The sequence below is a fragment of the Streptomyces sp. CNT372 genome (assembly GCF_000377145.1).
The window spans coordinates 301,363-324,879 of record NZ_KB897783.1; the positions used below are offsets into that span (position 1 = coordinate 301,363).

The following is a 23,517-nucleotide window of genomic DNA, read 5'->3' on the forward strand; positions in this document are numbered from 1 at the left end:
CGGGCCGGCGGGCGGATGGTGCGGTGCGTCAGACGGCCAGCGCCTGGGCCCGGCGCTTCACCTCCGTGCCGCGGTTCTCACTCAGCGCCTGCGCCGGGGTGCCCGGCAGGCTCGGGTCCGGAGTGAACAGCCACTCCAGCATCTCCTCGTCGGTGAAGCCGTCGTCCCGCAGCAGGGTCAGGGTGCCGGAGAGGCCCTTGACCACCTTGGTGCCGTCGATGAAGGCGGCGGGCACCTGCAGTGTCCGGTTCTCACCACGGCGCACGGCGATGAGCTGGCCCTCCTTGACCAGCTGCCGCACCCGCGTCACCTCGACACCGAGCTTTTCCGCGATGTCCGGCAGGTGGAGCCAGGCGGGGACGAGAGCATCGGTCTTTGCGTCAATCTCGGTCACGGGTCCAAGCCTGCCATCCCCGGCGGACAGCCGGTAGCCGACGGCCTGCGGGCGGGCGCCCCGATCCGCCGGACAGCCCCCACCGGCCCTGATCCGCGGACACCCCTCAGCCCGGAACCGCCGTCTTCAGCTGGACCAGCGGGTCCGCCGCCCGGGCCGGGTCCAGCCGGGCCCCCGAGGCGATCAGCCGCCGCCCCTGAGCCAGATCGCGCGGCCGGTCCACGGCGAGGAGCGCCACCAGGGCGCCGTCGCGCAGCCAGAGCACCGACCACTGCGCGTCCCGCTCCGGGGCGCCGCGCCACAGCAGGGTGTCGGCGGCCGGATGGTGCCCTGCGTACTGGACGAAGCGGCCGAACTGCTCCGACCAGAAGTACGGCACCGGGTCGTACGCCTCGGGCTCCCCGCCGGTGACCGCGGCGGCCACGGTCCGGGGGCCCTGGAGGGCGTTGTCCCAGTGGTGCACGAGGAGCCGGTCGCCGTAGCGGGCGGACGGGTAGGAGGCGCAGTCGCCCACCGCGTAGACGTCGGGGGCCGAGGTGCGCAGATGACGGTCGGCGACCACCTCCCCGGCCGCCCCCAGCGCGATGCCGCTGCCGGCGAGGGCGGCGGTCGAGGGCCGGGCGCCGATGCCGACGACCACGGCCCCGGCCGGGATCCGGTGCCCGGACGCGAGGAGGACCGCGCCCTCCTCCACGGCCGCGACGCGTTCCCCGGTGAGGAGCCGGACGCCCGCCTCCGCGTACCAGCGGGCCATCGGCGCGGCGACCTCGGCGGGCAGGGACCCGGCGAGCGGCCGGTCCGCGGCCTCCACGACGGTGACCGCGCAGCCCGCCTCCCGGGCGGCGGTGGCGAACTCCGCGCCGATCCAGCCCGCCCCGACCACCACGATCTCGTGCCGGCGTTCCAGCACCGGGCGCAGGCGGTCGGCGTCGTCGAGGGTGCGCAGCAGATGGACGCCGGGGACGCCCTCGGCACCGGGCAGGGACACGGGTCCGGCGCCGGTCGCCAGGACCAGCACGTCGTAGCGGACGGGCCCGGCTTCGGTGTCGACCTCGTGGTCGGCGGGCCGGACGCCGGTGACCTCGCAGCCGAGGCGGAGGTCGACGCCGAGTTCGTCGAAGTCGATGTCGAAGGCGGAGCTCTCGGCGGTGCCCAGCAGGATCGCCTTGGACAGGGGCGGGCGGTCGTAGGGCTGGTGGGGTTCGGCGCCGATCAGGACGATCTCGCCCGCGAAACCGGCCTCGCGCAGGGCGACGGCGCTCTGCACACCGGCCATCCCGGCGCCGACGACGACCACCCGCCGCTCGTTCATCCGCTCCTCCACCGTCCGCTCGTCCACGCGCACACCCTAACGATCTGACGATCCGTCAGGAGAGCGGCTCCTCGACGACGCTGGTGCCGCCGCCCTCCTGGGACTCCCACTCCCAGCTCTCGTCCAGCCGCACCCGCCCGTCCGGCAGCTCGCTCGCGGTGGAGACGCAGTGCCCGGAGGAGGTCGTGCCGTCCGCCTTCAACTGCACGTAGCGGAAGTCGAGCCGGTCGCCCTCCCGGGTCCCGACGAGGTGGCCGCGCACCACGTCCCCGCCCGCGTACTCGGCCCAGACCCGCCCGCGCTCCTCGTGGTAGGTGAACCGGGTGCGGGTGCCGACCTGCCCGGGGGCCTGGTCGGCGACGGGGACGAGCACCAGCCCGTCGAGCGATCTCACCATGCGGTCGCGCCTCCTGTGCCGTGGTCCCGCGGCCCGGCCGCTCCCTTACCGGGGCCGGGGGCGGGGCGTTAGGGTGGCCACCGTAAGGCACTCGCGGGAGCCCGGACGCACCGGGCTGAGAGGGGGGCTGGCCGGCCCCCGACCGTACGAACCTGATCCGGGTCATGCCGGCGAAGGGAGGGGCTGGACACCCATGTCCCGTACAGCGGACACGGACACAGCAGACACAACGGGCACGGGCGCGGCGATCACGGCGGACGCGGTGGAGGCGGCGACCACGGTGGACGCCACCATCACCGCGGGTCCGGCGCGCGCGCCGGACGTCCTCGTCGTCGGCGGTGGCGTCATCGGGCTGGTGACCGCCTGGCGCACCGCGCAGCGCGGGCTCACCGTCACCGTCGTGGACCCCGAACCGGGCGGCGGGGCCGCCCAGGTCGCGGCGGGCATGCTGGCGGCCGTCACCGAACTCCACTACGGCGAGCAGACCCTGCTCGCGCTCAACCTCGAATCCGCCCGCCGCTACCCGGCGTTCGTCGCGGAGCTGGAGGAGGCGAGCGGCCGGGACACCGGCTACCGGTCGTGCGGGACCCTCGCGGTGGCCCTGGACGCGGACGACCGGGCGCATCTGCGGGAGCTGCACGCGCTCCAGACCCGCTCGGGTCTCACCTCCGCCTGGCTGACCGGGCGCGAGTGCCGGCGGCTGGAGCCCATGCTCGCACCCGGGGTGCGCGGCGGGCTGCGCGTCGACGGGGACCACCAGGTCGACCCCCGGCGGCTCACCGCCGCCCTGGTCACCGCCTGCCGCCGGGCGGGCGTGGGCTTCGTGCGCGGCTGGGCGGAGCGGCTGACGGTGGCGCACGACCGCGCCACGGGTGTGGTCCTCGCCGACGGGACCGCGCTGGCCGCGGGCCGGGTGGTGCTCGCGGGCGGCAGCCTCAGCGGCCGGCTCGGCGGGGTGCCGCCGCGGGCGCTGCCCCCGGTGCGCCCGGTCAAGGGCCAGGTGCTGCGGCTGGAGGTGCCCCGCGCGTACGCGCCGTTCCTCTCCCGGACGGTGCGGGCGATGGTGCGCGGCAGCCATGTGTACCTGGTGCCGCGCGAGTCCGGGGAGCTGGTCGTCGGAGCCACCAGCGAGGAGCTGGGCTGGGACACCACGGTCACGGCCGGCGGGGTCTACGAACTCCTCCGCGACGCCCATGAGCTGGTGCCCGGGATCACCGAACTGCCGCTGGTCGAGACCCGCGCCGGGCTGCGGCCCGGCTCCCCCGACAACGCCCCGATGCTGGGGCCGACCGCGCTGCCCGGACTGCTGCTGGCCACCGGCCACCACCGCAACGGCGTACTGCTCGCCCCGGTGACCGGCGATGTCCTCGCGAGCGTCCTCGCCGACGGCGAACTGCCCGCGCACGCCCGGCCGTTCGGCCCCGGCCGCTTCGCCCCCGTACGACAGGAACAGCCCGTATGAACACCTCCGAGAACCCTTCCGCCGCCGTGCCCCCGGCTCCCGCCCCGGGCGCGGCCGTGAACGGCCGCATGACCGTCGTGGTCAACGGCGAGGCCCGGGAGCTGGCCGCCGGGACCACCCTGGACGCGGTCGTCGCCACGCTGAGCGCCGCGCCCTCCGGGGTGGCGGCGGCGGTGAACGAGACCGTGGTGCCGCGTGGTGCCTGGGCGGCCACCCGGCTCGGCGCGGGCGACCGCGTCGAGGTCCTCACCGCGGTCCAGGGAGGCTGAGCGCCATGGCGGACGACCGGCTCGTCATCGGCGGCGAGTCCTTCGCCTCCCGGCTGATCATGGGTACCGGCGGAGCGCCCAGCCTGGAGATCCTGGAACACTCCCTGATCGCCAGCGGCACCGAGCTGACCACCGTCGCCATGCGGCGGCTGGACCCGACCGTGCAGGGCTCGGTGCTCTCCGTGCTCACCCGGCTCGGCATCCGGGTGCTGCCCAACACCGCGGGCTGCTTCACCGCGGGCGAGGCCGTGCTCACCGCGCGCCTCGCCCGGGAGGCGCTGGGCACCGACTGGATCAAGCTGGAGGTCGTCGCCGACGAACGGACCCTCCTCCCGGACGGCTCCGAACTGCTGGACGCGGCCGAGACCCTCGTCGACGACGGCTTCACCGTGCTGCCCTACACCAACGACGACCCCGTGCTGGCCCGCAGGCTGGAGGACGCGGGCTGTGCGGCGATCATGCCGCTCGGCTCGCCGATCGGCTCCGGGCTCGGCATCCGCAATCCGCACAACTTCCAGCTCATCGTCGAGCGGGCGGGCGTCCCGGTGATCCTGGACGCGGGCGCCGGGACGGCCTCGGACGCGGCCCTGGCGATGGAACTGGGCTGCGACGCGGTGATGCTGGCCTCGGCCGTGACCCGGGCGCAGGAACCGGCGCTGATGGCGGAGGCGATGCGGCACGCGGTGGAGGCGGGCCGGCTGGCCCGGCGGGCGGGGCGGATCCCCCGCCGGCACTTCGCGGAGGCGTCCTCGCCCACCGAGGGGCTCGCCGCGCTGGGCCACGACCCGGAGCGCCCGGCGTTCTGACCGCCCCGGGTCCGGGTCCGGACCGGACCCGGACCCTCCGCCGGGAGGGGCGTGCGTCACAGGTGCGCTGCAGGTGCGTACCGGAGCGGCGGGGGTGTCCTGACCGGCTCGTAGACTCTGGTGCGTGGACACGACCCTCCAGGACCCTCTCGTCGGGCAGGTGCTCGACGGCCGCTACCGCGTCGACGAGCGCATCGCCGTCGGCGGCATGGCCACGGTCTACCGGGCCGTCGACACCCGGCTCGACCGGGTGCTCGCGCTCAAGGTGATGCACCCGGACCTCGCGGCCGACGCGACCTTCGTCGAGCGCTTCATCCGCGAGGCCAAGTCCGTCGCGCACCTGGCCCACTCCAATGTCGTCGGTGTCTTCGACCAGGGCGCCGAGGGCGCGTACGTCTATCTCGCGATGGAGTACGTCGAGGGCTGCACCCTGCGCGATGTGCTGCGCGAGCGGGGCGCGCTGCCGCCGCGGGCCGCCCTGGACATCCTGGAGCCGGTCCTCGCCGCGCTGGGCGCGGCCCACCGGGCCGGGTTCGTGCACCGCGACATGAAGCCGGAGAACGTCCTGATAGGGGACGACGGCCGGGTGAAGGTGGCGGACTTCGGCCTGGTCCGGGCGGTCGGCTCGGTCACGAGCACCACCGGCTCGGTCCTCGGCACGGTCTCCTACCTGGCCCCCGAGCAGATCGAGTACGGCACCGCCGACACCCGGGCGGACGTCTACGCCTGCGGCGTGATGCTCTACGAGATGCTCACGGGCTCCAAGCCGCACGGCGGCGACACCGCCGCCCAGGTCCTCTATCTGCACCTCAACGAGGACGTGCCCGCCCCCTCCGCCCTGGTCCCGGGTCTCGCCGTGGACCTGGACGAGCTGGTCGCGGGCGCCACGGCCCGCAACCCCGACCTGCGCCCGTACGACGCGGTGGCCCTGCTGGCGGGCGCCCGCGAGGTCCGCGCGACCCTGTCCGAGGAGCAGCTCGACGCGGTCCCGCCGCAGGCCCGCTCCGGGCCGGGCACGGGCGCCCCGGGCGACGAGCGCACGGATGTGCTGCCCCGCACGGCGGGCCGGAGCGAGCGCACCGATGTGCTGCCGCGCACCGCCTCCGGCCCGGATCCGGCCGACGGGGTGCACCGCACGGCCCGCCTCGGCTCGGTCGCGCCGCCGGACACCCCGCCGCGCACCGGCCGCCGCCGGCCGGGCCCGCCGCGGCCCCGGCGGGGTCTGCCCGCCGTGGTCCTGATCGTCCTCGCCGTGCTGGGCGTGGGCGCCGGGGTCTGGTACATCAACTCGGGCCAGTTCACCCGCGTCCCGTCCCTCATCGGGACGACGGAGGCGGAGGCCCGCGCCAAGCTGGAGGAAGCCGGGCTGGACGCGGGGGCGGTGCAGCGCCGGTTCAGCGAGTCGGTGCCGCGCGGCTCGGTGCTGGGCACCGACCCGGCGGCGAACGAGCGCATCCGCGGCAACGGCTCCGTCGCCCTGATCCTGTCCCGGGGCCCCCGGATCGTGGAGGTCCCGGCCGTGGCGGGCAAGCCGCTCGCCGAGGCGCGGGAGGCGCTGCGCGAGGCGGGCCTGGCCCCGGGCGTCGTGACCCGCGAGTTCGACGAGACCGTCCAGCAGGGGTCGGTGATCCGCACCGACCCGGAGGCCGGCAGCAACCGCAGCCCGGACTCGGCGGTCTCCCTGGTGGTCAGCAAGGGCGCCCCGGTCGACGTCCCGGACGTCACCGGCGACACCGAGGCGCAGGCCCGCGCCGAGCTGGAGGCGGCCGGTCTGGAGGTGCGGATCGCCCCGGAGCGGGTGCACGCGCCGTCCGAGGCGGGTGCGGTCGCCCGGCAGTCCGCCCCGGCGGGCAAGCAGCTCGCGGCCGGTGACACGGTGACCCTGACCCTGTCCAAGGGCCCCCGCATGGTCCAGGTCCCGGACGTGGTCGGGGACACGCAGGAGGAGGCGACGGCGAAGCTGGAGGCGGCCGGCTTCACCGTGGACGTGAAGAAGTCCTTCCCGTTCCTCGGCGACACCGTCTCGGGGCAGTCCGCCGAGGGCGAGGCGCCCGAGGGCAGCACCGTCACCATCACGATCAAGGGACTCTAGGGGCATGCACAACCCCGTCGGAGGCCATGTCCCGGTCGCGGGCGGCCTGGTGCGGACCGGGCTGGCCTACGCGCGGGAGCTGGAGGCGGAGGCCGTGCAGGTCTTCGTCGCCAATCCGCGCGGCTGGGCCACCCCGGCCGGGGACCCGGCGCAGGACGAGCTGTTCCGGGCCGAGTGCGCGGCCGACGGGCTGTCCGTCTGGGTGCACGCCCCGTATCTGATCAACTTCGGCTCGCACACCGAGGCGACGGTGGAGCGCTCGGTCGTCTCGCTGCGGCACTCGCTGCGCCGGGCGCGGCGGATCGGAGCCGGTGGGGTGGTGGTGCACACCGGCTCGGCGACGGGCGGCCGGGAGCGTACGGTGGCCCTCGCCCAGGTCAGGGAGCATCTGCTGCCGCTGCTGGACGAGCTGACGCACGACGACGACCCGTTTCTGCTGCTGGAGTCGACGGCCGGCCAGGGGGCCTCGCTCTGCTTCCGGGCCGAGGACTTCGGGCCGTACTTCGCCGCTCTGGACGCCCATCCGAAGCTGGGCGTCTGCCTGGACACCTGCCACATCCACGCGGCGGGCCACGATCTGGCGGCCCCGGGCGGGGCGGCTCGCACCCTGGACGAGCTGGTGGCGACGGTGGGCGAGGGGCGGCTGAAGCTCGTCCACGCCAATGACTCGAAGGATGTGGCCGGGGCCCACAAGGACCGCCATGCGAACGTGGGCGCGGGGACCATAGGCGAGGAGCCGTTCCGCGCCCTGATGGCGCATCCCGCCATGACGGGCGTCCCCCTGGTGATCGAGACCCCGGGCGGCAAGGAAGGGCACGCGGCGGACATCGCGCGGCTGAAGAAGCTGCGCTGACGGCCGCGGCGCGGGGCGGCCGCTCCGCTCTCAGAGTTCGGGGCCGTCCCCGGGCTCCTCCTGGTAGGAGTAGCGCTGTTCCTTCCACGGGTCGCCCAGGTTGTGGTAGCCGCGCTCCTCCCAGAAGCCCCGGCGGTCCGCGGTCATGTACTCCACGCCCCGGACCCACTTGGGGCCCTTCCACGCGTAGAGCTGGGGGACGACCAGGCGCAGCGGGAAACCGTGCTCGGCGGTGAGGGGTTCGCCGTCCTTGTGGGTCGCGAAGACGGTGCGTTCCGCGGTGAAGTCGGCCAGCCGCAGGTTGGCGCTGAAGCCGTACTCGGCCCAGACCATGACATGGGTGACGGCCGGCGAGGGCGGGGCCAGTTCCACGATCGTACGGGCGCTCACCCCGCCCCATTCGGCCCCGAGCATGCTGAACTTCGTCACGCAGTGCAGATCGCCGACGACGGTGGTGAAGGGGAGGGCCGAGAACTCCTCGTGGTTCCAGCAGTGCTTCCCGCCGTCCGCGGTGGCGCCGAAGACCCTGAACTCCCAGCGGTCGGGCTTGAACTTGGGGACGGGTCCGTAGTGGGTGACCGGCCAGCCACGCTGCAGTCGCTGCCCCGGCGGAAGCTCGGACTCCTGTGGTGCGCGGTGATCCCGGCTCTCCGGCTGACCCATGCCTTCCATGGTGACAGACCGGGAGGGGTGGTCATGACCAGGTCTGGCCCGATTCGGGCAACTCCTACTAAGGAGGCACTTACTGGACGGTCCGATGACTCGGTGCGAGGATGCGCGAACCTGCCAGATCGATCTTACGCGCGGAAGGAGCCTCTGCGATGCAGGGCGACCCCGAGGTCATCGAGTTCCTCAACGAGCAGCTGACGGCCGAATTGACCGCGATCAACCAGTACTTCCTGCACGCCAAGATGCAGGAGAACTTCGGTTGGACGAAGCTCGCCAAGTACACCCGGGCCGAGTCGTTCGACGAGATGAAGCACGCCGAGGTGCTGACCGACCGCATCCTCTTCCTGGACGGCCTGCCGAACTACCAGCGGCTGTTCCATGTGCGGGTGGGCCAGACGGTCACCGAGATGTTCCAGGCGGACCGCCAGGTCGAGGTCGAGGCCATCGACCGGCTGAAGCGGGGCATCGAGATCATGCGCGCCAAGGGCGACATCACCTCGGCGAACATCTTCGAGTCGATCCTCGCGGACGAGGAGCACCACATCGACTACCTGGACACCCAGCTGGAACTGATCGAGAAGCTCGGCGAACCGCTCTACATCGCCCAGCTCATCGAGCAGCCGGAGGGCTAGGAGGCCGTCCGGCCCTGATCCGCTCGACCTCTCCCCGAGCCGCGCCGCGGCCTCCGGTTCAGGCTGCTTCGTCGAGGGCGGGTACGCCGGCCGTCTCCGCGGCGAGGACGCGGGCACCGGAGCCCTGGTCCAGCAGTTCGCGGCGCGGGCACGCCCCGCGGCCGAGGATTCCCTGGATACGGCGGACGCAGGACCCGCAGTCCGTGCCGGCCTTGGAGACCGAGGCGATCTGGCGGGGGGTGCAGGCACCGGCCTCCGCGTGCTCCTTGACCTGCTTCTCCGTAATGCCGAAGCACGAGCAGACGTACACGCGGTCCACCTCCCTGGGAGATCGTGCGGGAGGGGCCGAGCCGTCCCGGTTCGCCCCCCGATCCGTCGGTGAGGCTAACCTAACCTTACCCGTCCGGCGGGATCGGGAAAAGCCCGGTGAACGACAGTGGGGCGCGGATCACAAGGATCCGCGCCCCACTGGTTCGCCGGGGAAACTACTGGTCGCGGTACATCTCCGCCACCAGGAAGGCGAGGTCGAGCGACTGGCTGCGGTTCAGCCGGGGGTCGCAGGCCGTCTCGTAGCGCTGGTGCAGATCGTCGACGAAGATCTCGTCGCCGCCGCCCACGCACTCGGTGACGTCGTCACCGGTGAGCTCGACATGGATGCCGCCCGGGTGGGTGCCCAGCGCCTTGTGGACCTCGAAGAAGCCCTTGACCTCGTCGAGGACGTCGTCGAAGCGGCGGGTCTTGTGGCCGGAGGCCGCCTCGAAGGTGTTGCCGTGCATCGGGTCGGTCACCCAGGCGACGGTGGCGCCGGAGGCGGTCACCTTCTCCACCAGCTCGGGGAGCTTGTCGCGGACCTTGTCGGCGCCCATGCGGACGATGAAGGTCAGCCGGCCGGGCTCGCGCTCCGGGTCCAGGCGGTCGACGTACTGCAGGGCCTCGTCGACCGTGGTCGTGGGGCCGAGCTTGATCCCGATGGGGTTGCGGATCTTCGAGGCGAACTCGATGTGCGCGCCGTCGAGCTGCCGGGTCCGCTCGCCGATCCAGACCATGTGGCCGGAGACGTCGTACAGCCGGCCGGTGCGCGAGTCCACCCGGGTCAGGGCGGACTCGTAGTCCAGGAGCAGGGCCTCGTGGGACGAGAAGAACTCGACCGTGCGGAACTCCGCCGGGTCGGTGCCGCACGCCTTCATGAAGCTGAGCGCGTTGTCGATCTCGCGGGCGAGCTGCTCGTAGCGCTGGCCGGACGGGGAGGACTTCACGAAGTCCTGGTTCCAGGCGTGCACCTGGCGCAGGTCCGCGTAACCGCCGGTGGTGAAGGCGCGCACGAGGTTCAGCGTGGAGGCGGAGGCGTGGTACATCCGCTTCAGGCGCTCCGGGTCCGGGACCCGGGCCTCCTCGGTGAAGTCGAAGCCGTTGACGGAGTCGCCGCGGTAGGTCGGCAGGGTCACGCCGTCGCGGGTCTCGGTCGGCTTGGAGCGCGGCTTGGAGTACTGGCCGGCGATACGGCCGACCTTGACGACCGGCACCGAGGCCGCGTACGTGAGCACGGCGCCCATCTGGAGCAGCGTCTTCAGCTTGTTCCGGATGTGGTCGGCGGACACGGCGTCGAACGCCTCGGCGCAGTCACCGCCCTGGAGGAGGAACGCCTCGCCCCGGGCGACGGCTCCCATCCGGTCGCGCAGCATGTCGCACTCGCCCGCGAAGACGAGCGGCGGATACGACTCGAGGTCCGCGATCACATCGCGCAGAGCCTCGGCATCGGGGTACTCGGGCTGCTGCGCCGCGGGCAGGTGTCGCCAGGTGTTGCCACCGTCAGCGGTGGTCTTAGCGTTCACGGTCACACCGTCAACACTACGGGGTCCCGGAGGGTGTCCATGCCCGCGCCCATCAAATGAGACGACCGGCACGAAAGGGGCCGGTCGCCCGGTAGGGTCGCGGTGTGCTCGCACCGCAGATCCAGAACTGGTGGTGGCCCGCTCACCGGCGGCCCACCTCCTGATCGCGCGCACACGACCGATCGCGAAGGCCGCCCGAGGGGCGGCCTTCTTCCGTCGGTGCCGGGACCGGTGCCGGGATCCGCGGCCGTTCCTCCCTCCGGAAGGAACCCCGCATGACCACTCCCCCACCCGTCTCCACCGGCCCGGCGCACACCGGCGACGTCGCCAGCCCCGCCGTGCCGGCCGCTGACGCTCCCGCCCCGGCCGGGGACGCCGCCGCGCTGGTGGCCCGGCTGCTGGACCCGTCCTGCCCGCCGTTCGCCCTGCTCCGCCGGCGCACCCCCGGCCGGGACCACTCCCTCGTCGAGGTGCTGGTCGGCGAGGTCCGGGAGACCGGACGGCTCGCGGACCTGCCCGTCGGCGGGCGCCCCTCCCTCGCCCTGGTCCCGTTCCGCCAGATCGCCGAGCGCGGCTTCGCGGTCCGCGACGACGGCACCCCGCTGGCCGTGCTCACCGCCGACGAGCACCGCGAGCTGCCGCTCGACGCCCTCCTCGACGCCCTGCCCGCCCACCCGGTCGCGGTGACCGGCGGCGGCTTCGACACCGGCGACGAGGAGTACGCGGAGGTGGTCCGGCGGGTCGTCGAGGAGGAGATCGGGCGCGGCGAGGGGGCCAACTTCGTCATCCGTCGCACCTTCACCGGCACGGTCCCCGGCTTCGGCCGGGCGGACGCGCTGGCCCTGTTCCGGCGGCTGCTGACCGGTGAGCGGGGCGCGTACTGGACCTTCGTGGTGCACACCGGGGAACGGACCCTGGTGGGCGCGAGCCCGGAGGCGCACGTCCGGATGAGCGGCGGGACGGTCGTGATGAACCCGATCTCCGGGACCTTCCGCTACCCGCCCGGGGGGCCGGACGCCGAGGGGCTGCTCAGCTTCCTGGCCGACCGCAAGGAGCGCGAGGAGCTGTCGATGGTGGTCGACGAGGAGCTGAAGATGATGTGCACCGTCGGCGACCGGGGCGGGGTGGTGGTCGGCCCCCGGCTGAAGGAGATGGCCCATCTCGCGCACACCGAGTACGAGCTGCGGGGGCGCTCCTCACTGGACGTGCGGGAGGTGCTGAAGGAGACCCTCTTCGCGGCCACGGTCACCGGCTCACCGCTGGAGAACGCCTGCCGGGTCATCGAGCGCCACGAGCCCCCCGGCCCCGGCGGCTCGGGCCGCGGCTACTACGCGGGGGCGCTGGCGCTGCTGGGCACGGACGCGGGCGGGGCCCAGACCCTGGACTCGCCCATCCTGATCCGCACCGCCGACATCGACGCCTCCGGCGGGCTGCGGGTGGCGGTCGGCGCGACGCTGGTGCGCCACTCGGACCCGATGGGCGAGGTCGCCGAGACACACGCCAAGGCGGCCGGGGTGCTCGCCGCGCTGGGGGTGCGGCCCGCGCCGCCGGAGGACGGCCGACCGGCGCCCCGGCTCGCGGACGACCCCCGGGTGCGGGCGGCGCTGGACGCGCGGCGGGCCGGGCTGGCCCCGTTCTGGCTGCGGCTCCAGGACGGCGCCCCGCCCGTAGCGGGCCGGCTCACGGGCGAGTGCCTGGTGGTGGACGCGGAGGACACCTTCACGGCGATGCTCGCGCATCTGCTGCGCTCGACCGGGCTCGCGGTGTCGGTGGTCCGCCACGATGTGCCGGGGCTGCGGGAGCTGGCGCTCGGGCACGACGGGCCGGTGGTGCTGGGGCCCGGCCCGGGCGACCCCTCGGACCCGGCCGCCCCCCGGATGCGCTTCCTGCGCTCCCTCACCCGGGACCTGCTCGCCGGGCACCGGCACGGGCTGCTGGGTGTGTGCCTGGGGCACGAGCTGATCGCCGCCGAACTCGGCCTGGACCTCGTGCGCAAGGCCGAGCCGTTCCAGGGGGCGCAGGAGCGGATCGACTTCTTCGGCCGCCCGGAGACCGTCGGCTTCTACAACAGCTTCACCGCCCGCTGCGACGAGCGGACGGCGGCGGAACTGGCGATGCACCGGGTGGAGCTGTCCCGTGACGCGGCGAGCGGGGACGTGCACGCCCTGCGCGGCGAGGGCTTCGCCGGGGTGCAGTTCCACCCCGAGTCGGTGCTCACCCTGAACGGTGCGGAGCTGACGGCGAACCTGCTGGCGGGGGTGCTGGTGGGCTGAGACCGGCCCCGCCCGGGGCCGCCGGCGGGCCGGGACCGGCCCGGAGCGGGGGGCTGGTGGCGGGGATCAGCCGGCCGGGGCGGCGGGGACGAGGACGTTCTCGCTGCGCCGGCCGGCCGCGTAGTCCTCGATGTTGCGGGCCGTGGTCTCGGCGATCTGGTCGACGGCGTCCTCGGTGTAGTACGCCTGGTGCGAGGTGACGAGGACGTTGGGGAAGGTGACCAGCCGGGCGAGGGTGTCGTCGTCGATGCCCTCGACGGACTTGTCCAGGAAGAACAGCCCGGCCTCCGCCTCGTACACGTCGAGCCCGACGCCCAGGAAGCGGCCCTTGCGCAGTTCGCCGACGAGGGCGCCGCTGTCGATCAGCCCGCCCCGGCTGGAGTTCACCAGGATCGCGTCGTCCTTCATCGCGCGCAGTCCCGTGGCGTCCAGCAGGTGGTGGGTGTCGGGGACCAGGGGGACGTGCAGGCTGACCAGGTCGGCGGCGGCGAGCAGTTCGTCCTTGGCGACGTACTCCATGCCCAGGGCCGTACAGGCGGGGTTGGGCGCGAGGTCCCAGCCGAGCAGGCGCATGCCGAAGCCGTGGGCGATCCGGGTGAACGCCTCGCCGATCTTGCCGGTGCCGACCACGCCCGCCGTCCGGCCGCGCAGGTCCCGGCCCATCAGCCCGTCGAGCCGGAAGTCGAAGTCGCGGGTGCGGTTGGCGGCCCGGACGACGCGACGGTTGACCGCCATGGCGAGGGCCCAGGCGAACTCGGCCACGGAGTAGGGGGAGTAGTACGAGACCCGGGCCACGGTGAGGCCGAGGCGTTCGGCCACCGGGAGGTCGATGTTGTTGAAGCCCGTGGAGCGCTGGGCGATCATCGCGGTCCCGCCGACGGCGAGGGTCTGCAGGACGTCCGCGTCGAGGCGGGCGTTGACGCTGGTGGAGACGGCCTCGTAGCCGGCGGCCATCGGGGCGGTGTCCCGGGCGAGGAACACCTCAGTGCAGCGCACCTCGTGGCGGCCCGCGAACGCCTTCTCGATGAGCGGCTTCTCGTCCGCCTGGACGCCGAAGGCCAGTACTTCCACGGTGCTCTCCCCTGTCGTCCCGGTGCGGGTGCGTGCGGACCCGGGCGGCCGCCGTGCCGCCGATGGACGGCATCGTAGGACGCGGGGCCTGCCGTTTCCGCCCGCCGACGCCCGGCGGGGCGGAAACGGGCCGGCCGGTCCGGGGCCGGTGGGGTCAGGCGTCGTCCAGGCCCGCCTCGATCGCGTACCGGACCAGCTCGACCCGGTTGTGCAACTGGAGCTTGCCCAGGGTGTTCTGGACGTGGTTCTGCACGGTGCGGTGCGAGATGACCAGCCGCTCGGCGATCTGCTTGTACGACAGACCCTTGGCGACCAGCCGCAGCACCTCCGTCTCCCGGTCGGTGAGCCGGGGGGCCTTCGGCTCGTCGCCGCCGGCCGCCGGGGCGGGCTCGGAGGCGAGGCGCCGGTACTCGCCGAGCACCAGACCGGCGAGGCCGGGGGTGAAGACCGGGTCCCCGGCGGCGGTGCGGCGGACCGCGTCGGTCAGCTCGGCGGTGCTCGCGGACTTCACCAGATAGCCGGTGGCGCCCGACTTCACGGCCTCCAGGACGTCCGCGTGCTCACCGCTCGCGGACAGCACCAGGACCCGCAGTCCGGGCAGGGCCGCCACCACTTCCTTGCAGACCCGCACGCCCGGCAGTTCGGGCAGGTTGAGGTCGAGGACGAGGACGTCCGGGGCCACCGCCTTGGCCCGGCGGACCGCCTGGGCGCCGTCGCCGGCCGTGGCGACCACGTCGAAACCGGCCTCGGCGAGGTCGCGGGCGACCGCGTCCCGCCACATCGGGTGGTCGTCCACGACCATGACCGTGATCGGCCGTCCCTCGTCGCCGCCCTGCGCTGTCCCGCTCATCTCTCCGCCTTCCCCCGGGGAACCGTCAACTCGACCTCCGTGCCCTGTCCCGGCACCGAGATCACCTCGGCCCGGCCGCCGAGGTCACGCAGCCGGCCGCGGATGGACTGGGCCACACCGAGGCGGCCCTCACCCTCGGCCTGGGCGAGCCGGCCCTCGGCGATGCCGGGCCCGTCGTCCCGCACCGTCACGACCACCTCGCCCGGCCAGTCCTCGACCAGGATCCACGCCTGCGCATCATCGCCCGCGTGCCTGCGCACATTGTCCAGCGCCGCGCCGACGGCCGCCGCCAGCTCGCGTGCCGCCGGGCCCGGCAGCAGCACCGGGGCGCCCGGCTCGGACAGGGTCACCCGGGCGCCCGCGTGCGGGGTGAGCAGGGCCCGCAGGTCGACGGGGTCGTCCCCGGCCTCGTCCGCGTCGGGCTCGTCCACCAGCCGGACGACCGCGCCGCCGTCCCCGCCGGGGCCGACCCGGGAGGGGGGCAGCAGACCTCCGGCGACCAGGCTGCGCAGGGCGACCTCCTGTTCCCCGGCCATCCGGCCCAGCTCGGCGGCCTCGCCGCCCAGTGCGGTGCCGCGCCGCTGCACCATGGCGAGGACCTGGAGGACGCTGTCGTGGATGTCCCGGGCCAGCCGCTCCCGCTCCCGGGTCGCCGCCTCGATCTCCAGGGCGCGGGCGAGGGTGCGCTCGGAGGCGCGGGCGACCTCGACCACATAGCCGATGGCGATGGAGGCGACCCAGACCAGGAGGACGTTGTGGTAGGTGTCCGCGCTGGGCTCACCGCGTTCCACGATGTTGGCGACGGCCACGAGCGAGGAGGCGAAGGCCGCCCACCGCCAGCCGCCCTTCAGGGCGAAGGCCAGCACCGATCCGGCGGTCCAGATCGACGGCAGGGTGGGCCCGTCGTGGCTCTGCGCGTCGAAGTCGGCGAGCGGGGTGAGCAGGATGCCGGTGAGGGCGAGGGTGAGATCCGCGCCGAGGAACGGCCGGGTGCAGCGCGCGGCGGAGGACACCAGGGGCAGGGTGGCGAGCGTCCACACCACGAGCACGGCGAGGAAGACCACCGCGACGGCGGGCCGCTCGAACTTCTGCCGGGTGAACACGAACAGCAGGACCGCGTAGACCATGGTCAGGACGCGGTAGCCGGCGAGCGCGCGCCACAGCGGCACCTCGACCGACATCCGCACCACTCTCATCCGACGGGCCATCTCCCCCACCCTCCCGGCCGCCCGGCCCCGGGCCTCCCGGCACTAGGCGGCCTTCGCCGCGGCTCTCTCCGCCTTCTCGGCCTTCTCCGCCTCGGCGATGGCGCGCTTGGCGGCGGTGGCGTAGATGTCCACGTACTCCTGGCCGGACAGCTTCATGATCTCGTACATGACCTCGTCGGTCACCGAGCGGAGGATGAACCGGTCGCCGTCCATGCCCTGGTAGCGGCCGAAGTCCAGCGGGCGGCCGATCCGGATGCCCGGCCGCATCAGCTTGGGGACGACCTTGCCGGGCGGCTGGATCTTCTCCGTGTCGATCATCGCGACGGGGATCACCGGCGCGCCGGTGGCGAGCGCCACCCGGGCCAGGCCCCCGGGCTTGCCGCGGTAGAGGCGCCCGTCCGGAGAGCGGGTGCCCTCCGGGTAAATGCCGAACAGCCCGCCGGACTCGATGACCTCGACGCCCGCCCGGATCGCCGCCTCGCCCGCGCCGCGCGCCCCGGAGCGGTCCACGGGGAGCTGGCCGACGCCCTTGAAGAAGGCGGCCGTGAGCTTCCCCTTCACGCCGGGCGAGGTGAAGTACTCGGCCTTGGCGATGAAGGTGACCTTCCGGTCCAGCACGGCGGGCAGGAAGAAGGAGTCCGAGAAGGAGAGGTGGTTGCTGGCGAGGATCGCGGGACCCGAAGCCGGAATGTTCTCCAGGCCCTCCACCCAGGGCCTGAAGGCGAGCTTCAGCGATCCCCCGATGGAGAACTTCATGGCGCCGTAGATCAACTCGAAATCCTCCTGTGTGCTCTCGAACAGACCTTATCCCGTGCCCGGCCCCCGGCCCCCGGCCCGGTCGCGGCCCCGGGGCGTGACGGACCTGGTCGGTGTCGGTCCGGTCGCGTACCGTGAGGGGCACCCCTCCCTCACGTACGCCCGCGTACACCTCCACCTCACGAACAGGAGACCCCGGTGCCGGTCCTTCCCGGAGCCGAGCCCTACCGCCACGAAGGCGGCGAGGTCGGCGTCCTTCTCTGTCACGGATTCACCGGTTGCCCGCAGTCGCTGCGCCCCTGGGCCGAGTACCTGGCGAAGCAGGGGCTGACGGTGTCGCTCCCCCTGCTGCCCGGGCACGGCACCCGGTGGCAGGACATGCAGGTCACCGGCTGGCAGGACTGGTACGCGGAGGTCGACCGCGAGCTGGCCGGCCTGCGGGACCGCTGCTCGCGCGTCTTCGTCTTCGGCCTCTCCATGGGCGGCGCGCTGACCCTGCGGCTCGCCGCGAAGCACGGGGACGCGATCAGCGGGATCGTCCTGGTGAACCCGGCGAACAAGGTGCACGGGGCGATGGCCTCGCTGCTCCCCGTCGTCCGGCATCTGGTCCCGTCCACCAAGGGCCTGACCAGCGACATCGCCAAGCCGGGGGTGGAGGAGCTGGGGTACGACCGGGTGCCGCTGCACGCCGCGCACTCGGTCCGGCAGTTCTTCCGCCTGGTCGACGGCGAGCTGCCGCAGGTCACCCAGCCGCTGCTGCTCCTGCACAGCCCCGAGGACCACGTGGTGCCGCCCGCGGACTCGGCGCGCATCCTGAGCCGGGTGTCCTCCACGGACGTCACCGAGATCCTGCTGGAACAGAGCTACCACGTGGCGACGTTGGACCATGACGCGGAGCGGATCTTCGAGGAGAGTCTCGCGTTCGTCGGCCGGCTCGCTCCGGAGGCGGGGGCGGCGCCGTCCCCCGCGCCGGAGAACTCGGGAGGGAGTACCACCGGTGGCTGAGCAGCACGACGCGGACCGCGAGCCGCAGCCCATCGACGAGGAGGCCGCCTGGGCGGCGATCGTCGCCGGGTACGGGGAGGAGCCGGTGGACCCGCCCGGCGCGAAGCCCTTCAAGTCGGTCGAGGACCTGGCCCTGCTGGAGGCCGAGACCAACGACGCCTCCGAGGACCGGCCCCCGGAGGAGCCCGCCGGGAAGAGCCCGGAGGCGTCCCCGCTGGGCAGTTCGGTGACCTTCGCCCCCGGGGTGGCGGGCCCCCGCGACTACTCGGTGGCGGAGCCCGCCGAGGAGGATCTGGACGAGAGCGACGAGGGCCACTTCGTGCCCCCGGAGCCACCGCCGCTGCCGGAGGCGGACGTCACCGCGAAGTTCGCCTGGCTGGCGGTGATCGGCGGCCCGGTCCTGATGCTGATCGCGGTCCTGCTCCAGTGGGACATGACCTGGTGGCTGACCACGCTCTGCATCGGCGGGTTCCTCGGCGGGTTCGCCACGCTGGTGGCGCGGATGTCGTCGGGCGACGACGAGGACGACGACGACCCGGGCCGCGGCGCGGTCGTCTGACCGGCGGGTCCGGTGGTCGGGCCGGGCCGGGTGGTCGGGCCGGGCCAGCGGCCACGCCGGGCCGGTGGTCGGGTGGTCACACCGGTCAGGCGGTCAGGCCGGGCCGCGCGCCCGGCTCGTGGGACGTGGCCGCCGCCCGCGCGGCCCCGCCGTGGGGCCTTACGGCGGGGCCCCGGTGCCGGGCCGGGGCGTGCCACGCGACCGGGGCGCACGAGGCGCCCGGGCCGCGCCGGCAACGGCGGGCGTAGCCGCCGCCGCAGAGCTCGACACCGGACCGGCCCGCCCCGGCAGCCTCATGGCGCGTCCGCCATCTCCCGCCCGGGCGCGGAGCCACCCGGCACGCGAACCCGGTCCGGGCCGCCGTGCGGCCCCAGGGCGTGCGACGCGACCGGGCCGTGCCCGCTCCGGCAGCCCCACGGCGCGTCCGCCATCTCCCGCCCGGGCGCGGAGCCACCCGGCACGCGAACCCGGTCCGGGCCGCCGTGCGGCCCCAGGGCACACGAGGCGCCCGGGCCGTGTCCGCTCCGGCGGGCGTGGCCGCCGGAGGGTGCACACCGGCCGGCCCGCCCCGGCGGGGCCCGGCACGTCCGCCATCTCCTCCGCCCGCTGCACCGCCCGTCCCCGGAGCCACGGGGCACGCGACCCCGGTCCGGGTCTCGTCCGAACTCCCCGGCCCCGGCCCGGCCCCGCGGGGCGGGCGTCTGTCGGACCCCGCCGGGGTAACACGAATCCCGCCCCGGGCCGTGCAGTCCGGGGCCCGTCCCCGGCGGGGCGGGGCCCTTCCTTCGGGTCAGGCCGGGACGCGGAGGGCGGCCAGGACCGGGAGGTGGTCGGTCGCGGTGAGGAGGTCCGCGGCCGAGACGCCCGGGAGGCCGCGGGGCACCCCGCAGCCCAGGACCTCGACGCCCTTCGTGGCGAAGACCGCGTCGATGCGCTGCCGGGGGGCCGACTGCGGATGGGTGTCCGCGTCGCCCCAGGGCGCGACCGCGCCCGCGTCCTGGAGGTGGTCGGCGAGGAGGCGGAAGGCGCGGCCCTCCGGGCGCTCGTTGATGTCGCCCGCGACCACCGCGTGCGGGACGTCCAGCGCGGCGAGGTGGTCGAGGAGCATCCGGGCCTGGTCGTAGCGTTCGGCGGACTGGAGGCTCAGGTGGCAGCTCACGACGCCGAGCCGCGCCCCGCCGAAGCGGACCACCGCCGTGGCGAAGCCCCGCCGGTGCAGACCCGGGGTGCGGGGCAGCAGGATGTCCTCGGTGTGCTCGACGGTCGCCCGCAGCGAGCAGAGCAGCAGCGGCCCGGCGGCGGTCGCCCCGCCCGACAGCATCACCAGATCCGTCTTCGCGGCCAGCCGTGCCGCGTGCTTGCGCCAGCGGAAGAAGCGCGGCGCCTCCTGGGCGAGGACCAGGTCCGGACGGCAGGCCCGGACCACCCGGGCCAGCGCCTCCTCGTCGTCGCGCAGGGACCGGAGGTTGTACCCCAGGACCCGGACGACCGCCGAACCGTCCGGTTCGGTACGGGAGTTCGGCAGGGCGGGCAGCTCGCTGGTGGCCATGCGGATCAAGATACGACGGTGCCCGCCGCGTTCCGGTGAGGACGCGGCGGGCACCGGAGTGGCCGGTCGGGGCCGTGCGGGTGGCCCCGGGCCCGGGGAGCGGGCCTCAGCCCTGGCGTGCCAGGTCGGCCGCGCCCACCAGCCCAGCCCTGCCGCCGAGTTGGGCGGCGAGCACCTGCGCGTGGGGCCGCCAGTTGCCGCCGATGAGCCAGCGGCGGAAGGACTTGCGGATCGGGTCGAGGACGAGGTCGCCCTCGTCGGAGACCCCGCCGCCGACGATGAACGCCGACGGGTCGAAGAGCGAGGCCAGGTCGGCGAGCCCCGCCCCCGCCCAGCGGGCGAGTTCGCGGAAGGAGTCGACGGCGACCTTGTCGCCCTGCCGGGCGGCGGCGCTGATGTGCTTGCCCTGGATGCCGTCGATGGTGCCGTCGCCGAGGGAGAGCAGCACCTCCGCGTGCTCGGGGGTGGCGTTGGCGCGCTGCCTCGCGTACCGGACGAGGGCGCGCCCGGAGGCGTACTGCTCCCAGCAGCCCTGGCTGCCGCAGCCGCACAGCAGGCCGTCCGGGACGACCCGGATGTGGCCGAACTCGGCGGCCACGCCGAAGCGTCCGCGGCGCAGCTTGTTGCCGATGATGATGCCGCCGCCGAGGCCGGTGCCGAGGGTGATGCAGATGACGTCGTCGTGGCCCTGGCCGGCGCCGAAGCGGTACTCGCCCCACGCGGCGGCGTTGGCGTCGTTCTCGACCACGACGGGCAGGCCGACGCGCTGCTCGACCTTGTCCTTGAGCGGTTCGTGGCGCCAGTCGATGTTCGGTGCGAACAGGACGGTGGCGCGCTTGTCGTCGACGTAGCCGGCGGCGCCGATCCCGACGGCCTCGATGTCCTGGCCCTTGCCCGCCCCGGCGACCGCCGAGCAGATCGCGTCGACGATGCCTTCGGGAGTCGACGGGGTGGGCACGGTGTGCGTTTCGAGAATGGCGCCCTCTTCGTCGACCACTCCCGCCGCGATCTTCGTGCCGCCGATGTCGACGCCGATGGTGAGTCCCATGTGTCCCTCAGTATTCGGTCGAGCCCCGCTACGGCCAACCGTACCCGAGGGCGGGCACGCCCCGGTCAGTCCAGGTCGATGTGCTCGCCCGGTCCGGGGTCCTCGTCGCCCCGGTCACGGGGGTCGCGGGCCGGTCCGGGGCCGGCCGCGCCGCGGGTCCAGCGCCGTTCCTGGTTCTCCACCGCTGACCGGTACGCGGCCAGGAGTTCGCCGCCGGCGGCCGCGAGGTGGTCGAAGACCTGGGGGTTCCGTTCGATCACCGGCTCGACCGCGGCCTTCGCCTGGGTGACGAACTGCTGGACGGCGCTCTGCGCGGCCAGGCCGGGTACGGAGGTCTGGAACGCGGAGACCCGGTCGGCGACCACGTCGAGGAGCTTGCGCAGTTCCTCGGCGGCGGAACCGGGCGGGGTGCCGTGCTCGGCACGGCGGCGGGCCTGCTCGGCCCGCAGGTCCTCCTCGCACGCCGTGGCCCAGGCGTCGTCGTCGACATCGGGACGCTCGGTGGCATCGCTCATGGCGTACTCCTGGGGCGGCGTTCGGCGGTGTTCCGGCGGACGGAGGGCCGGGCCTGCCCGGCCTCCTACGCTCGACGGTACCCGAACGGCCGCACGGCGTTCACCGGCGTCACCGGCGCCTCGGCCAGAGGTCGGGGTCAGGAGTGAAGCGGACGGTGAGCGTCCCGTCACGCAGAGCCGCGCCGGAGACGGTGCAGCGGCGGAGCACCGGGGGCAGCGGAACGATCCTGCGGAACGGGCCCACGGTGAGCAGGAGTTCATCCCCGCGGCGGACCAGGGTGAGGTCCTCCTTGACGGCGCCGGGGAGGGGGAGGGCGAGCAGCAGGGCGCCGTCACCGGCCGCCGCGTCGCCGGGTTCCGCCCTGCGGACCGTCCAGGGGTCGGGGCGCCGGGTCTCCTCGCGGGCGCCCCCGCCGGGAGTGCCGTCCCGGAAGAACGCCTCGCCGGACAGGCCCTCGCCCGGGAACCCGCCGGCATGGTGGCCCTGGGACCCGCCGTCACCGAGGACCGGGGACCCGCCGGCACCCTCGCCCGGGAGCCCGCCGGCATCGTGCAGGGGTCCGCCCAGGAACCCGTCCGGCGGAAGCAGGTCGCCGCGTCCGCGCGGGTCCCGGCCCAGGTGGGCGGCCTCGTGCACCGGGACGGCCGGCTCCCACGCGTCCCGCCACTCCTCGACGCACTTGCGCTGCTGGGCGGCGAGGGAGGCGACCCATGGGTCCGGGGAGTGGGCGGGCACCATGCGGTTGGCGACGACCGCGGCGACCCGGTGGCCGTGCAGGGCCAGCCCGGTGGCCGCGGCGCGCAGCGCGTCGGCGGCGCCCGGTCCGGGCTCGGCGACCAGGGCGAGCGCGGTCCCGGAGGACTCCACCACACCCTGGACGCCGGCCAGTTCGGTGTCCCAGCGCTCGGCGGTGGCGTACAGCCACCGCGCGGGCATCGGCACCCCGGCGAGCTGGGCGAGGACCGGGCGCAGGGCCCGGGCGGCCTGCCGTTCCGGGGGGAGCAGCCGGCGCAGATAGCGGCGCAGCTGCTCGGGCAGGGCGAGGAGGGCGAGGGTCTCGCGGATCGGGGGCATGTCGACGACGAGGAGGTCCCAGTCGCCGCGCGAGGCGGCGGTGAGGGCGCGCAGCAGGGCGAACTGCTCGCTGCCGGGCAGCTCGGTCAGCTCCTCCGCGTCGAAGGGAACGGAGCCGAGCAGGTCGAGGCCGGCCGAGACGCGCCGCTGGAGGTCCAGGAACTCGGTCCGGAAGTCGCCGGCGGCGTCCAGGCGGGCGGCCCACAGCCCGTCCGCGACGACGGTGGGGGCCTCCGGGGTGCCGGGGACGGCGGTCTCCAGGACCCGTTCCGCGTCCGCCGTCAGCAGCAGGGTGCGCTCTCCGGCCGCCGCGGCGGCGAAGGCCGCGGCCGCCGCGACGGTGGTGCGGCCCGCGCCGCCCGGGCCGGTGACGAGGAGCCGGCGCATCAGGCCCCGGCGCCGCTCTCGACGCGCTTCTTCAGACCGGCGAGGGCGCGGTCGATGATGACCTTCTCCGCCTTGCGCTTGATCATCCCGAGCATGGGGATCTTGACGTCCACGGTGAGCTGGTAGGTGACCTCGGTGCGGTCGCCGCCGCCGACGGGCGTGAGGCGGTAGGAGCCGTCGATGGCGCGCAGCATCTGCGACTTGACCAGGGTCCAGCTGACCTCGTGGGCGCCGTGCCAGGTGTAGGCGAGGGTGTGGTCGTCCTTGATCGCACCCGCGTCGAGGACCAGGCGGACCTGCTCGGCGCGGCCCTGGTCGTCGGTGGCCAGCACCTCGGCCTCCTTCACCTCACCGGTCCACTCGGGATAGCGGGCGAAGTCGGAGATCACGCCCATGACATCGGCCGGAGCCGCGTCGATCGTGATGCTCGAACTGGTGTGTTCCGCCATCGCTGCGGCTCCTTGACAGTGCGGAGATGGGCCGATTCGACCGGGGGTCAGGTG

25 protein-coding genes and 1 riboswitch are annotated in these 23,517 nt (G+C 74.4%); of the genes, 10 read left to right on the forward strand and 15 right to left on the reverse strand.

Going from position 1 to position 23,517, the window contains the following annotated elements; translation table 11 throughout:
- Positions 1–28 precede the first annotated feature (28 nt).
- The 3 genes from C593_RS0118410 to C593_RS0118420 all read right to left on the reverse strand — a co-directional run bounded on the left by C593_RS0118410 (position 29) and on the right by C593_RS0118420 (position 2,103).
- Positions 29–394, reverse strand: coding sequence for an Rv2175c family DNA-binding protein (locus C593_RS0118410; RefSeq protein WP_018848778.1), 366 nt, complete (start codon positions 392–394; stop codon positions 29–31).
- Positions 395–500: 106 nt separating this feature from the next.
- Positions 501–1,706: an FAD-dependent oxidoreductase gene (locus tag C593_RS0118415; RefSeq protein ID WP_106434698.1), complete on the reverse strand. Its 1,206-nt coding sequence runs from the start codon at positions 1,704–1,706 to the stop codon at positions 501–503.
- Between the two features lie 55 nt (positions 1,707–1,761).
- Entirely contained in the window at positions 1,762–2,103 is a 342-nt protein-coding gene (locus C593_RS0118420) for an avidin-fold protein (protein WP_018848780.1), read from the reverse strand.
- 83 nt (positions 2,104–2,186) lie between these two features.
- A riboswitch (TPP riboswitch) is annotated at positions 2,187–2,299 on the forward strand.
- Between C593_RS0118420 and thiO the strand changes: the two genes are divergently transcribed.
- The 5 genes from thiO (at position 2,297) to C593_RS0118445 (ending at position 7,585) form a co-directional block, all read left to right on the forward strand.
- Positions 2,297–3,565 (forward strand): glycine oxidase ThiO, encoded by a 1,269-nt coding sequence (gene thiO, locus C593_RS0118425; protein WP_018848781.1) that lies wholly within the window; start codon positions 2,297–2,299, stop codon positions 3,563–3,565. It overlaps the preceding riboswitch by 3 nt.
- Positions 3,566–3,633: 68 nt before the next feature.
- Positions 3,634–3,834: a sulfur carrier protein ThiS gene (thiS, locus tag C593_RS0118430; protein WP_051093726.1), complete on the forward strand. Its 201-nt coding sequence runs from the start codon at positions 3,634–3,636 to the stop codon at positions 3,832–3,834.
- Between the two features lie 5 nt (positions 3,835–3,839).
- The gene (locus C593_RS0118435; protein WP_018848783.1) at positions 3,840–4,640 is read left to right on the forward strand and encodes a thiazole synthase; all 801 of its coding nucleotides are present in this window, start codon (positions 3,840–3,842) and stop codon (positions 4,638–4,640) included.
- 124 nt (positions 4,641–4,764) lie between these two features.
- Positions 4,765–6,732 carry a Stk1 family PASTA domain-containing Ser/Thr kinase gene (gene pknB / locus C593_RS0118440; protein WP_018848784.1) on the forward strand — a complete coding sequence of 656 codons (1,968 nt, stop codon included), beginning with the start codon at positions 4,765–4,767 and terminating at the stop codon, positions 6,730–6,732.
- 4 nt (positions 6,733–6,736) lie between these two features.
- Positions 6,737–7,585, forward strand: a complete 849-nt coding sequence (locus C593_RS0118445; protein ID WP_018848785.1) for a deoxyribonuclease IV — start codon at positions 6,737–6,739, stop codon at positions 7,583–7,585.
- A gap of 30 nt (positions 7,586–7,615) precedes the next feature.
- On the opposite strand, the gene C593_RS0118450 is transcribed toward C593_RS0118445, so the two are convergent.
- Entirely contained in the window at positions 7,616–8,248 is a 633-nt protein-coding gene (locus C593_RS0118450) for a sulfite oxidase-like oxidoreductase (protein WP_018848786.1), read from the reverse strand.
- Between the two features lie 158 nt (positions 8,249–8,406).
- Between C593_RS0118450 and bfr the strand changes: the two genes are divergently transcribed.
- Complete coding sequence (gene bfr / locus C593_RS0118455; protein ID WP_018848787.1) at positions 8,407–8,886, forward strand: bacterioferritin; 480 nt, start codon at positions 8,407–8,409, stop codon at positions 8,884–8,886.
- A gap of 58 nt (positions 8,887–8,944) precedes the next feature.
- On the opposite strand, the gene C593_RS0118460 is transcribed toward bfr, so the two are convergent.
- Together C593_RS0118460 and C593_RS0118465 are read right to left on the reverse strand one after the other, a co-directional pair.
- Positions 8,945–9,205 (reverse strand): (2Fe-2S)-binding protein, encoded by a 261-nt coding sequence (locus tag C593_RS0118460; RefSeq protein ID WP_018848788.1) that lies wholly within the window; start codon positions 9,203–9,205, stop codon positions 8,945–8,947.
- A 166-nt stretch (positions 9,206–9,371) separates the two neighbouring features.
- Positions 9,372–10,724, reverse strand: coding sequence for a class II 3-deoxy-7-phosphoheptulonate synthase (locus C593_RS0118465; protein ID WP_018848789.1), 1,353 nt, complete (start codon positions 10,722–10,724; stop codon positions 9,372–9,374).
- A 98-nt stretch (positions 10,725–10,822) separates the two neighbouring features.
- On the opposite strand from C593_RS0118465, the gene C593_RS32580 reads away from it, so the two are divergent.
- The gene (locus C593_RS32580; protein ID WP_106434699.1) at positions 10,823–10,882 is read left to right on the forward strand and encodes a trp operon leader peptide; all 60 of its coding nucleotides are present in this window, start codon (positions 10,823–10,825) and stop codon (positions 10,880–10,882) included.
- A 111-nt stretch (positions 10,883–10,993) separates the two neighbouring features.
- Complete coding sequence (locus C593_RS0118470) at positions 10,994–12,991, forward strand: anthranilate synthase family protein (RefSeq protein ID WP_018848790.1); 1,998 nt, start codon at positions 10,994–10,996, stop codon at positions 12,989–12,991.
- Positions 12,992–13,057: 66 nt separating this feature from the next.
- Here C593_RS0118470 and C593_RS0118475 read toward each other — a convergent pair whose 3' ends face one another.
- The 4 genes from C593_RS0118475 to C593_RS0118490 all read right to left on the reverse strand — a co-directional run bounded on the left by C593_RS0118475 (position 13,058) and on the right by C593_RS0118490 (position 16,891).
- Positions 13,058–14,062 carry a 2-hydroxyacid dehydrogenase gene (locus C593_RS0118475; protein ID WP_018848791.1) on the reverse strand — a complete coding sequence of 335 codons (1,005 nt, stop codon included), beginning with the start codon at positions 14,060–14,062 and terminating at the stop codon, positions 13,058–13,060.
- A gap of 154 nt (positions 14,063–14,216) precedes the next feature.
- On the reverse strand, positions 14,217–14,912 hold the full coding sequence (locus tag C593_RS0118480; protein ID WP_018848792.1) for a response regulator transcription factor: 696 nt from the start codon (positions 14,910–14,912) through the stop codon (positions 14,217–14,219).
- The gene (macS, locus tag C593_RS0118485; protein ID WP_026277821.1) at positions 14,909–16,120 is read right to left on the reverse strand and encodes a MacS family sensor histidine kinase; all 1,212 of its coding nucleotides are present in this window, start codon (positions 16,118–16,120) and stop codon (positions 14,909–14,911) included. The genes C593_RS0118480 and macS overlap by 4 nt, the downstream gene beginning before the upstream one ends.
- A 42-nt stretch (positions 16,121–16,162) precedes the next feature.
- Positions 16,163–16,891 (reverse strand): lysophospholipid acyltransferase family protein, encoded by a 729-nt coding sequence (locus C593_RS0118490; protein ID WP_018848794.1) that lies wholly within the window; start codon positions 16,889–16,891, stop codon positions 16,163–16,165.
- Between the two features lie 183 nt (positions 16,892–17,074).
- Between C593_RS0118490 and C593_RS0118495 the strand changes: the two genes are divergently transcribed.
- Both C593_RS0118495 and C593_RS0118500 read left to right on the forward strand, forming a co-directional pair.
- Positions 17,075–17,881 carry an alpha/beta fold hydrolase gene (locus C593_RS0118495; RefSeq protein WP_018848795.1) on the forward strand — a complete coding sequence of 269 codons (807 nt, stop codon included), beginning with the start codon at positions 17,075–17,077 and terminating at the stop codon, positions 17,879–17,881.
- Entirely contained in the window at positions 17,874–18,440 is a 567-nt protein-coding gene (locus tag C593_RS0118500; protein WP_018848796.1) for a hypothetical protein, read from the forward strand. Before C593_RS0118495 ends, C593_RS0118500 begins: the two co-directional genes overlap by 8 nt.
- Positions 18,441–19,230: 790 nt before the next feature.
- Here C593_RS0118500 and C593_RS0118505 read toward each other — a convergent pair.
- The 5 genes from C593_RS0118505 to C593_RS0118525 all read right to left on the reverse strand — a co-directional run bounded on the left by C593_RS0118505 (position 19,231) and on the right by C593_RS0118525 (position 23,463).
- On the reverse strand, positions 19,231–19,989 hold the full coding sequence (locus C593_RS0118505; protein ID WP_018848797.1) for an endonuclease/exonuclease/phosphatase family protein: 759 nt from the start codon (positions 19,987–19,989) through the stop codon (positions 19,231–19,233).
- A gap of 106 nt (positions 19,990–20,095) precedes the next feature.
- The gene (locus C593_RS0118510; RefSeq protein WP_018848798.1) at positions 20,096–21,037 is read right to left on the reverse strand and encodes an ROK family glucokinase; all 942 of its coding nucleotides are present in this window, start codon (positions 21,035–21,037) and stop codon (positions 20,096–20,098) included.
- Between the two features lie 65 nt (positions 21,038–21,102).
- Positions 21,103–21,552: a DUF5304 domain-containing protein gene (locus tag C593_RS0118515; RefSeq protein ID WP_018848799.1), complete on the reverse strand. Its 450-nt coding sequence runs from the start codon at positions 21,550–21,552 to the stop codon at positions 21,103–21,105.
- 109 nt (positions 21,553–21,661) lie between these two features.
- Positions 21,662–23,014, reverse strand: a complete 1,353-nt coding sequence (locus C593_RS0118520) for an ArsA-related P-loop ATPase (protein ID WP_018848800.1) — start codon at positions 23,012–23,014, stop codon at positions 21,662–21,664.
- Positions 23,014–23,463: an SRPBCC family protein gene (locus C593_RS0118525; RefSeq protein ID WP_018848801.1), complete on the reverse strand. Its 450-nt coding sequence runs from the start codon at positions 23,461–23,463 to the stop codon at positions 23,014–23,016. Before C593_RS0118525 ends, C593_RS0118520 begins: the two co-directional genes overlap by 1 nt.
- Positions 23,464–23,517: the final 54 nt, after the last annotated feature.